Consider the following 9,827-nt stretch of genomic DNA (forward strand, 5'->3'; position numbering starts at 1 on the left):
GCGGTGAGCGGCACCGGGGCGACGGACGTCCAGGCCACGCTGGCGGCCTGGCGCGCGCAGGGCGCGCAGCGGCTGGACCCGGTGCGCTTTCGCATGATCGAGGCCATGGCCCGGCGCGGCGCCGCCTACGCCGGCGAGGCGCGGCGCCGCATCGACCTGCGGCTGGCGGCGCTGGTGGCCGACTACGCGCAGCGGCTGGCGCAGGGCGCAGGGCCTGCTGCGCGCGGCGCGGAGGAGGCCAGCACGCCGTCGCCCGGCCCGCTGGCCGGCCTGCTCGCCGGGCTCGCGCCGCCCGAAGAGGGCGACGCATCCGCCGCCCCGCGCGAGCTGAAGGCCATGCGCGCCTTCCGCCGCACTTTCACGCGCGTGCATGCCGAGCGCCGCCTGACGAAGGCGCTGGCCCAGGCGCCCGCCCATGCCGGGCCGCTCAACTCCCATCAGCTGGTGCACCGCTCGCTCGGCCTGATGCAGGAACTCGCGCCCGGCTACCTCGCCCACTTCACCCGCCACGTCGATGCGCTGATGGGGCTGGAGGCACTGCAGGCGGCGTTGTCGGCGGCCCCTGCCGCGCGCGCCGAGTCAGCGCGCCGGAACGGCCGCCGGCGCAGCGGCTGACGCGGCCCGCGGCAGGCGCCAGGTCACGTTGAAGTCGAACGGCGTCCACGGCGCCACCGGCACGCCGGCGCGGCGCAGCAGGCGGCCGGTCCAGGTGTTGCAGGTCTCGAAGAGGTGGTAGCGGCCGGTGGCCTCGTAGAACGCGTCGTTGTCCGCGTAGCCGGCGCCGGCGATGTGCACCGCGCGGCCGCCGGGCAGCATGGCGCGCAGATCGCCGGCCAGCCGCTGGTACTGCGCGCGGCTGAGCGGCACGCGCCAGGTGGCGCCGGGCGGCATCTGGGCGCGCGTCAGCCAGGTGACGTGCAGCAGCGCGGCGTTGCGGCCGAGCGCGGCATCGACGGCGTGGCGCAGCGTCAGGTCGGCCCAGGTGGGCGTGTTCAGGTAGAAGGCGCGGTCGCCCCAGCCGATGGCGACGAAGGCCGTGTCGGCCGGCGCCGCGCGTGCGTCGGTGGGCGGGAAGTGCGCGCGCCAGTCGATGCCGGCAGCCGCCAGCGGCACCACGATGTCGGTGTGCACGCCGTTGCTGATGACGTAGGCCTCGATGCCGGCCGGCGCGTCGTCGTCGCCGGCCCCGCCGTGCGGCCACAGCATCGCCGCGCAGGCGGCTGCCAGGTACAGCAGCGGCAGCGCGAGCACGAGGGCCAGCGCCCGCGCGGCGCCCTTCAGGAGCCGCCGGCGCGCGGGCGCCGCATGCAGTGCGTCAGAAGAGCGAGCCGGTGAGTGCATCGGCATCGCGCGCCGGCTGGGCCCGGGGCGCCGGCCGCGCCGGCACGGCAGGCGCACGTGCCTCGGGGCTGTCCGCGCGCACCAGCGAGCCGACGCGCACGCCGAGCAGGCGCAGCGGCTTCTCGAGCGGCACGCGCTTGAGGGCCAGGCCGGCGGTGCGGCGGATCAGCTTCGCGTCGGCCGTGTACTGCGCGATGCTCTGGTCGCGCGTGGCCGTTTTGAAGTCGTCGTAGCGCAGCTTGATGCCGATGGTGCGGCCGACGTAGCCCTTGCGCTGCAGGTCCTCGGCCACGCGCTCGCACAGGTCGGTGAAGATGGCGCCCAGCTCGGCGCGGTCGCGCACCGCGTGCAGGTCGCGCTCGAAGGTGGTCTCGCGGCTCATCGAGACGGGCTCGCTCTCGGTCACCACCGGCCGTTCGTCGCGGCCCCAGGCCATGTCGTGCATCCACGCGCCGCTGGCCTTGCCGAAATGCGTGACCAGCCACTCGCGGCTGCATGCGGCCAGCTCGCCCACGGTGCGCACGCCCAGGCGCTCCAGCTTGGCGTCGGCCTTGGGCCCGATGCCGTTGACCTTGCGCGCGGGCAGGGGCCAGATCTTCTGCTGCAGGTCGTGCTCGTACAGGATGGTGATGCCGTTGGGCTTGTTCATCTCGCTGGCCAGCTTGGCCAGCAGCTTGTTGGGTGCCACGCCGATGGAGCAGGTCAGCCCCGTGGCCTCGAAGATGGATTTCTGGATCAGCCGCGCCAGCACGCGCCCGCCCTCGCGCTGGCCGCCGGGCACGTCGGTGAAGTCGATGTACACCTCGTCCACGCCGCGGTCCTGCATCACCGGCGCGATGCCGGTGATGACGGCCTTGAACTGGCGCGAGATGCGGCGCACCTCGTCGAAGTCCACCGGCAGCGTGATCGCCTGCGGGCACAGCTTCGCCGCCTTCATCATGCCCATCGCCGAGCCCACGCCGAACTGCCGCGCCGGGTAGGTGGCGGTGGTGATGACGCCGCGGCCCACGTAGTCCCGCAGGAGCGGGAAGGCCTCGACCGGGATCTCGTGCCGCGGCACGTGCGCCCAGTCGCGCGCCAGCATCTCGTCCACCTTGCGCCGCCCGCCGCCGATGACCAGAGGCAGCCCCTCGAGCTGCGGATAGCGCAGCAGCGCCACGGACGCGAAGAACGCGTCCATGTCGAGGTGGGCGATGCGGCGGATCGGGGCCGCGGCGGCAGCGTGGTCGGGCACGGTGCGATTGTCGGCGGACCGCGGGCACGCGCGCTTGCGCCGCCGCGCCGGGCGGGCCATCATCCGCGCCATGCAGACCGTAGCCACCATCCTCTGGCGCCGGCTCGACAGGCCGGGACACGACGCCTGCCGCCTGGAGCGCAACGACACGGCCTGGCAGATCGACGGCGCCGCCGCGTTCCGCATGGAGGACGGGCGCGTGGCCCAGCTGCACTACCGCGTGCGCTGCGACCGGCACTGGCACACGCAGTGGGGCACGGTGCGCGGCTGGGTGGGCGAGCGCGCCGTCGACATGGCCATCGCCCGCGGCACCAGGGGCTGGACGCTCAACGACGCGCCGGTCACCGACCTGGCCCACTGCGCCGACCTGGACCTGGGCTTCACGCCCGCGACCAACCTGCTGCCCCTGCGGCGCCTGAAGCTGCAGGACGGCGAGGCCGCCGAGGCGCCGGCCGCCTGGGTCGACGTGGCCGAGGGCGGGCTGCAACTGCTGGAGCAGCGCTACGAGCGCATCAGCGCGACGCGCTGCGCCTACGCCGCGCCGCGCTTCCAGTTCAGCGCCGAGCTGGCGCTGTCGCCCGAGGGGCTGGTGCTCGACTATCCCGGCCTCTGGCGCGCCGAGGACTGAAAGGCGCTCACTCGAACACGGCCCGCCCGCCGGCCACCAGCGCGCGGTTGCGCCGGCGGTCCGCCGCGATCTCGCGCGCGAAGCGTTCGCTGCTGCCGCCCGCGGGCAGGTTGTAGGACTCGCGCAGCCGCTGGCGCAGCGATGCGTCCTGCTGCAGCAGCCGGTCCACCTCGCGGTTGAGGCGCTGCACCGCCGCCGGCGGCGTGCCGGCGGGCGCGAAGATGCCGAACAGCGAATCGCGGTTGGCCCGCTCGTAGCCCAGCTCGGCCAGGGTGGGCACCTCGGGCAGCGCCTCGATGCGCTGCGGCGCGCCCACCGCCAGCGCCTGCAGGCGGCCCTCGGCGATGTACTGCAGCTGCTGCGCCGCGACGTTGGTCGACAGCACCTCGAACTGGCCGCCGAGCGCGTCCGTGAGCTGCGGCCCGCCGCCGTGGTAGGGCACGTGCGTGATGACGGTGCCGCTCTGCGCGCGCACCTGCGCCAGCACCAGGTGGCCGAGGGTGGCCACGCCCGAGGTGGCCCAGCGCACCGCGCCGGGCGCGCGCCGCGCCGCGTCGATCAGGTCGTGGAAGCCGCGGCCGGCGAAGGCCGGCGTGCCCACCACCAGGACCGGCGTGTGCATCACGCCGATCACCGGCACGAAGCCGCGCAGCGGGTCGTAGGGCACGCGCGCGACCAGCGGCTGCAGCGTGAGCGGCGTGATCGCCGAGAAGGCCAGCGTGAGGCCGTCGGCCGGGGCCCGCGCCAGGATGGCGAGGCCGACGCTGCCGCCGGCGCCGCCGCGGTTGTCGACCACCACCGGCACGCCCAGCGCCTGCGCGAGCGGCTCGGCCAGGGCGCGCGCCATGCCGTCGCTGACGCCGCCGGGCGGGTAGACCACGATGAGCCGCAGCGGCCGCGCGGGCCAGGCGGCTTCGCCGGACGCGTCCGCCGCGTGCGTCCATGCGCCCGGGCAGGCCGCGGCGGCGGCCAGCGCGGCGGCGACGGTGCGGCGCGGCAGGCGCGCGGGCCCCGCCGTCATCGGCGCACCTCGCGCGCGGCCAGCTCGCGCAGCAGCCCGGCGAAGCGCTGCGCCGGCAGGTTGTCCTCCTCGGCGCGAGAGGCCAGCGTGAGCGGCGCATCGAGCGCGCCGCCGTCGGCCAGCGGCAGGTAGGCGATGGCGTGCGCGTGCACGCCCGCCATCGAGGCCGGCACCACCGACAGCCCCACGCCGGCGGCCACGAGGTTCAGGTTGGTCATCATGCGTTCGACCTCGGCCACCACGCGCGGGCGCAGGCCGCGCGCATGGCACAGCGCCAGCAGCTCGGCGTATAGCCCCGGCGCGCCGGGCCTGCGCACGAGGATCAGCGGTTCCTCGCACAGCCGCGCCAGCGGCAGCGCCCGGCGCGAACGCCCGGGCGCGGCGAAGCGGTGGTCGCTGGGCGTGGCGGCGAGCACCGGCTCGCGCAGCAGCGTCTCGAACACCAGCCCCGGCGGCGCGGCCACCGGCATGCGCAGCAGGCCGCAGTGCAGCCGGCCGGCGGCCAGCGCGGCGGTGATCTCGGCGGCGTTGTTCTCGCTGATGCGCAGTTCCACGTCGGGATGCGTGCGGCGGAAGGCGCGCAGCGCCTCCGGCATGAAGCGGTGCGCCGCGGCCGAGCTGGTGAAGCCCACCGCCAGCATGCCGGCCTGGCCGCGCGCCACGCGCGCCATGCGCTCGCGCATCGCCTCCATGTCGTGCAGCAGGCGCTGCGCCTCGCCGAGGAAGGCGCGCCCCGCATCGGTCAGCGCCACGCCGCGCGGATGGCGCCGGAACAGCACCATGCCCAGCTCGCGCTCCAGTGCCTTGATCTGCACGCTCAGCGGCGGCTGCTGGATGCCCAGCCGCTCGGCGGCGCGCGTCATGTGGCCCATCTGCGCGACGGCCAGGAAGTAGCGCAGCGCCCTTATCTCCATACTTTTTTCATATCGAAAGTGGCCGATTATTTTATTTGACCCTATGTCACCCCGCTCCTATCGTGCGCCCCCGCGGACCCTTCCACAACGAGCGGCTGCCAGCCGCGATACCGGAGACAGACACCATGCGCCGTGCGCGCTCCCACGCCACCCTTCATCCCCTTTCCCTGCTGCGCGCCGGCGGCGCCGCGCTGGGCCTGTGCCTGTGGCTCGCCGGATGCGGCGGCGGAGGGGGCGGCGGAACCGCCTTCTTCCCCGCGCTGCCGCCGGCGGCGGGCCCGGGCGCGGAGCCCGGCCCGGGCGGCGGCGACGACGGCGAGCCGCCCGTCGGCCCGCCGCCGCCCCCGCCGCCGGTGGTGAGCTGCGCGTCGCTGGCCGGCCGCACGCTGCCGCCGTCCGCGATCGGCCTGCCGACGCAGGGCGCCACGGTGACGAGCGCCGAGCCGGTGGCCGTCGACGACCCGGCCAACCTGCTGGGCGCCTACTGCCGTGTGCGCGGCACGATCCAGTCGGTGGACCCGGCCGCGCAGTCGATCCAGTTCGCGCTCAACCTGCCCGCGCAGTGGAACGGCAAGACCATCCACTTCGGCGGCGGCGGCTTCAACGGCCGGCTCATCGACGGCACCGAGCCGCTGCGCTTCGGCCCGCCCGACAAGCCCGCGCCGCTGGCGCTCGGCTACGCCACCTACGGCGACGATTCGGGCCATCAGTCCGGCAGCATCACCGACGGCCGCTTCGCCGCCAACGACGAGCAGCTTGCCAACTACGGCGGCCTCACGCTCAAGAAGACGCGCGACGTGGCGCAGGCGCTGGTGCTTGCCTACTACGGCACCGCGCCGAAGAAGACCTACTTCCTCGGCACCTCCACCGGCGGGCGCGACGCGCTGGCCTACATCCAGCGCTGGCCGGCGGACTACGACGGCGTGATCGCCAACGAGCCCGCGCTCAACTACACGGGCACGCGGCTGTCGAACGTGGCGGTGGGCCGCGCGCTGTACGCCAACGGCGGTGCGGGCTGGATGAACGTGGCCAAGACGCTGCTGGTGCAGCGCACCGTGCTGCAGGCCTGCGACCGGCTGGACGGCGCGGCCGACGGCATCGTGAGCAACGTGGAGAGCTGCCGCCAGCTCAACGGGCAGATCCTGGCCTCGCTGCGCTGCAGCGGCGGCACCGACGCGGGCGACGGCTGCCTGTCGGACGCGCAGCTCGCGACCGTGCGCGCGATCGAGTCGCCGCTGGAATTCACCACCTACGCGCTGGCCCACGGCGTGACGCGCGCCGGCGGCTACAACCTGCTCGAAGGCGCGCTGGTGGCCGGCCCCTACACCACGCGCGACCTCGGCACGCGGCCGGTGCCGGCGAACCCGGCCACCTCGGCCGACGCCAACATGTACGTCACCGGCGACCAGTGGGTGAAGCACTTCGTCACCCGCATCGAGAACTTCGACGCGCTCGGCTTCGACCCGCTCGACCCGGGGCCCTACGCGGCGCGCGTGACCGAGGTGTCGGCGCTCACCGATGCCGGCGACCCGAACCTCGCGCCCTTCTTCGCGCGCGGCGGCCGGCTCATCCTGCTGCACGGCCTGGCCGACGAGGTGATCAGCCCGAACTCCACCATCGACTATTACCAGCGCGTGGTTTCCGCGCTGGGCCAGGCGGCGGTGGACGAGCACGTGCGCTTCTACACCGTGCCCGGCATGGGCCACGGCACCGGCGTGTTCATCCCCGGCTGGGACTCGCTGGCCGCGCTGGAGGCCTGGGTGGAGCAGGGCCTGGCGCCCGCCACGCCGGTGGCGATGGACACCGTGGCCGGCAGCTTCGGCCGCACGCGCCCGCTGTGCCGCTTCCCGGCCTGGCCGAAGTACCGCGGCAGCGGCAGCCTCGACGCGGCCGTCAACTACGCCTGCGTGACCGAGGTGGGCGATCCGCTGGCCTGCCCGAGCCTGCCCGCCTCGCCCGCCACCTACAAGGGCGGCAACACGGCCGGCGAGGAGCTGCGCGTGCAGATCGACCCCGCGACCCTGGCCTACACCGTGACCATCGACGCCAGCGCGCAGCGCGCCGCCGGCACGCAGCGCAGCGGCACGCTGGCGCAGCAGGGGCAGTGCAGCTACACCAGCGGCGAGGACGGCGCGCTGTTCACCTTCGCGCCCGGCGGCGTGCTGCTGGGCGGGGTGAGCGCGGCCGCCGGCGGCGGCTTCGCACCCCTGCTGGCCTTCCAGAACACCTTCGAGAACGCCGCCTCGCCGACCGTGTTCAACCCGGTGGCGCACATCTTCAACGCGGTGGGCGTGCAGCAGGACGCCGGCGGCACGGCGGCCTACGCTGCCGCGGGCCGGTTGCGCAACGCAGGCACCTTCCAGTACTGCCGCGATCCCGGCGGCACTGGCTTCATGGTGTACGACGCCGACTGCACGCAGACCGAGAAGGGCTACATCACCTACAACACCGCCCGCGGCGCCTTCGACCTGTTCACCACCTCGCCGACCGGCAGCGCCACCACCACCGGCGGCACGCTGACCGGCTCGATGGTGATCGGCCTGGTCAACGGCGAGCCGGTGCCGCTGCACCTGGTGCGCGACCCGGGCGGCACCACCGGCATGCGCCTCGTCGCGGAACAGCAGAGCCTCATCGCCGGCACGGCCGACGGCGCCTACGTCGTGGCCGCCGTGAACGGCGAGCAGCGCGACGCCGCCGTCGCCGGCAGCAGCCTGCAGCTCGGCAGCGCGACGGCGTCGCTGAGCTACGACGTGCCGGCGCCCGGCGTGGCGCAGGCCGACGCCGGACGGCCCGGCCACCTCATCTACAACAGCGGTGTCCTCGGCTTCGTGTCCGACCCCGGCGCGAACGCGGCACTGGAAATCGGAGTACGTCACTGATGACCCAGCCTCGCAGACTTGCATTCGCCGCGGCCCTCGCGGCCGCGGGACTCGCCTTGCCCGCCGCGGCGCGAACCGCTGCGCCTTCCGCGCCACGGCCGGCCACCTGCCCGGCCGCGGTGCCGGCCGACGCGCGCTGCTACACCGGCGCGGACGGGCAGGGCGCCTTCTACTGGATCGCCATCCCGAAGGACTGGAACCGCGTGCTGGTGATGCACGCGCACGGCGGGCCCGAGACCGGGCCGCCGCGCCCGCAGCGCAGCGAGGAGGACCTGCAGCGCTGGGCCGTGACGGTGAAGGCGGGCTACGCCTGGGCCGGCTCCACCTACCGGCGCGGCGGCTACGGCGTGACCATGGCCGCCGAGGACACGGAGCGGCTGCGGCGCATCTTCGTGGCGCACTTCGGCACGCCGCGGCGCACGCTGCTGCACGGTCAGAGCTATGGTGCGGGCGTCGCGGCCAAGGCGGCCGAGCTGTACGCGCCCGCCGGCGGCGCGAAGAGCCCCTACGACGGCCTGGTGCTCACCAGCGGCGTGCTCGGCGGCGGCAACACGGCCTACGACTTCCGGCTCGACCTGCGCGTGGTCTACCAGTACGTGTGCCGCAACCACCCGGCCGCGGACGAGCCGCAGTACCCGCTGTGGCAGGGCCTGCCGCCGGACTCGACGCTCACGCGCAAGGAACTCGCCGAGCGCGTGCGCGCCTGCACCGGCGTGGGCCTGCCGGCGGCGCAGCGCACGCCGGCGCAGGCCGCGCGGCTGAAGACCATCCTCACCGCGGTGCGCATCCCCGAGCGCACGCTGGTCGCGCACCTGAACTGGGGCACCTGGCTGTTCCAGGACGTGGTGCAGAAGCGCCTGGGCGGACGCAATCCCTTCGGCAACGTGGGCGTGACCTACGCCGCGGCGCCGGAGGAGGCCGCCGCGCTCAACGCCGGCGTGGCCCGCTACGCGGCCGATCCGCAGGCGCAGGGCGCGCTCGCGGCCGACAGCCTGCCCACCGGGCGCACCGCGCTGCCCACGGTCACGCTGCACGCCATCGACGACCCCACCGCCTTCGTCGAGCTGGAGGACAGCTACCGCCGCATCCGCGAGGCCGCCGGCACCGCCGACCGGCTGGTGCAGGCGTTCTCGACCGAGCGCAGCCACAGCTACCTGAGCGATCCCGAATACCCGGCGCTGTTCGACGCGATGCTCGACTGGATCGACCGTGGCGAGAAGCCTTCGCCCGACAGCCTCGCGCAGCGCTGCGCGGCACAGGTGCCGCGCTTCACCGGCGAGAGCGCCAGCGGCTGCCACCTGCAGCCGGCCTGGCGGCCGCAGCCGATCGAGCACCGCGTGCCGCCGCGCGCGCCGTGACGCCCGTCCATCGTTCTTCCTTGAAACCTGGAGCCATTCCTTCCATGTCCCCGATCCGCCTCCTTCCCCTGACCGCCGCCCTCGCCCTGTCCGCCTTCGGCGCGCAGGCGCAGACCTTCCCCGACGGCAAGCCCATCACCTTCGTGGTGCCGTTCGCCGCGGGCGGGCCCACCGACAAGGTCGCGCGCGACCTGGCCGAGGCCATGCAAAAAGCCCTGGGCACCACCATCGTGGTGGACAACGCCGCCGGCGCCGGCAGCACCATCGGCACCGCCAAAGTCGCCCGCGCGCGCAACGACGGCTACACCCTGCTGGTCACCCACGTGGGCATGGCCACCACCCCGGTGCTGTACCGCAAGCTCACCTACAACTACGAGACCGACTTCGAGTACCTGGGCATCATCAACGACGTGCCCATGACGCTGATCGGCAAGCCCCAGCTGGAAGCCAAC

At 74.5% G+C, this 9,827-nt stretch carries 9 protein-coding genes; 5 read left to right on the forward strand and 4 right to left on the reverse strand.

Features of this window, described 5'->3' with window-relative positions:
• Window positions 1-3: 3 nt before the first annotated feature.
• Entirely contained in the window at window positions 4-615 is a 612-nt protein-coding gene (locus Q392_RS09470) for a DUF2894 domain-containing protein (RefSeq protein ID WP_038205369.1), read from the forward strand.
• On the opposite strand, the gene Q392_RS09475 is transcribed toward Q392_RS09470, so the two are convergent.
• Both Q392_RS09475 and Q392_RS09480 read right to left on the reverse strand, forming a co-directional pair.
• Entirely contained in the window at window positions 580-1,341 is a 762-nt protein-coding gene (locus Q392_RS09475) for a TIGR02117 family protein (RefSeq protein WP_051953165.1), read from the reverse strand. The two genes, Q392_RS09470 and Q392_RS09475, sit on opposite strands and share 36 nt — an antisense overlap.
• Window positions 1,316-2,521, reverse strand: coding sequence for a Y-family DNA polymerase (locus Q392_RS09480; protein WP_051953167.1), 1,206 nt, complete (start codon window positions 2,519-2,521; stop codon window positions 1,316-1,318). Before Q392_RS09480 ends, Q392_RS09475 begins: the two co-directional genes overlap by 26 nt.
• Before the next feature lie 124 nt (window positions 2,522-2,645).
• Here Q392_RS09480 and Q392_RS09485 point away from each other — a divergent pair, with 124 nt between their 5' ends.
• Window positions 2,646-3,203, forward strand: coding sequence for a putative glycolipid-binding domain-containing protein (locus Q392_RS09485; RefSeq protein ID WP_038205494.1), 558 nt, complete (start codon window positions 2,646-2,648; stop codon window positions 3,201-3,203).
• A gap of 7 nt (window positions 3,204-3,210) precedes the next feature.
• Here the strand turns inward: Q392_RS09485 and Q392_RS09490 are convergent, their stop codons facing one another.
• Window positions 3,211-4,224, reverse strand: coding sequence for a Bug family tripartite tricarboxylate transporter substrate binding protein (locus Q392_RS09490; RefSeq protein WP_038205372.1), 1,014 nt, complete (start codon window positions 4,222-4,224; stop codon window positions 3,211-3,213).
• Window positions 4,221-5,138, reverse strand: a complete 918-nt coding sequence (locus tag Q392_RS09495; RefSeq protein WP_038205374.1) for a LysR substrate-binding domain-containing protein — start codon at window positions 5,136-5,138, stop codon at window positions 4,221-4,223. Before Q392_RS09495 ends, Q392_RS09490 begins: the two co-directional genes overlap by 4 nt.
• 125 nt (window positions 5,139-5,263) lie before the next feature.
• Here Q392_RS09495 and Q392_RS09500 point away from each other — a divergent pair, with 125 nt between their 5' ends.
• The 3 genes from Q392_RS09500 to Q392_RS09510 all read left to right on the forward strand — a co-directional run.
• On the forward strand, window positions 5,264-8,017 hold the full coding sequence (locus tag Q392_RS09500) for a tannase/feruloyl esterase family alpha/beta hydrolase (RefSeq protein ID WP_038205377.1): 2,754 nt from the start codon (window positions 5,264-5,266) through the stop codon (window positions 8,015-8,017).
• Window positions 8,017-9,375: an alpha/beta hydrolase family protein gene (locus tag Q392_RS09505; RefSeq protein ID WP_038205379.1), complete on the forward strand. Its 1,359-nt coding sequence runs from the start codon at window positions 8,017-8,019 to the stop codon at window positions 9,373-9,375. The genes Q392_RS09500 and Q392_RS09505 overlap by 1 nt, the downstream gene beginning before the upstream one ends.
• Before the next feature lie 44 nt (window positions 9,376-9,419).
• On the forward strand, window positions 9,420-9,827 hold a 408-nt coding region (locus Q392_RS09510; protein WP_038205395.1), incomplete at its 3' end, for a Bug family tripartite tricarboxylate transporter substrate binding protein.

The organism is Xenophilus azovorans DSM 13620 (genome assembly GCF_000745855.1).
GTDB classification, from domain to species: Bacteria; Pseudomonadota; Gammaproteobacteria; order Burkholderiales; family Burkholderiaceae_C; genus Xenophilus; species Xenophilus azovorans.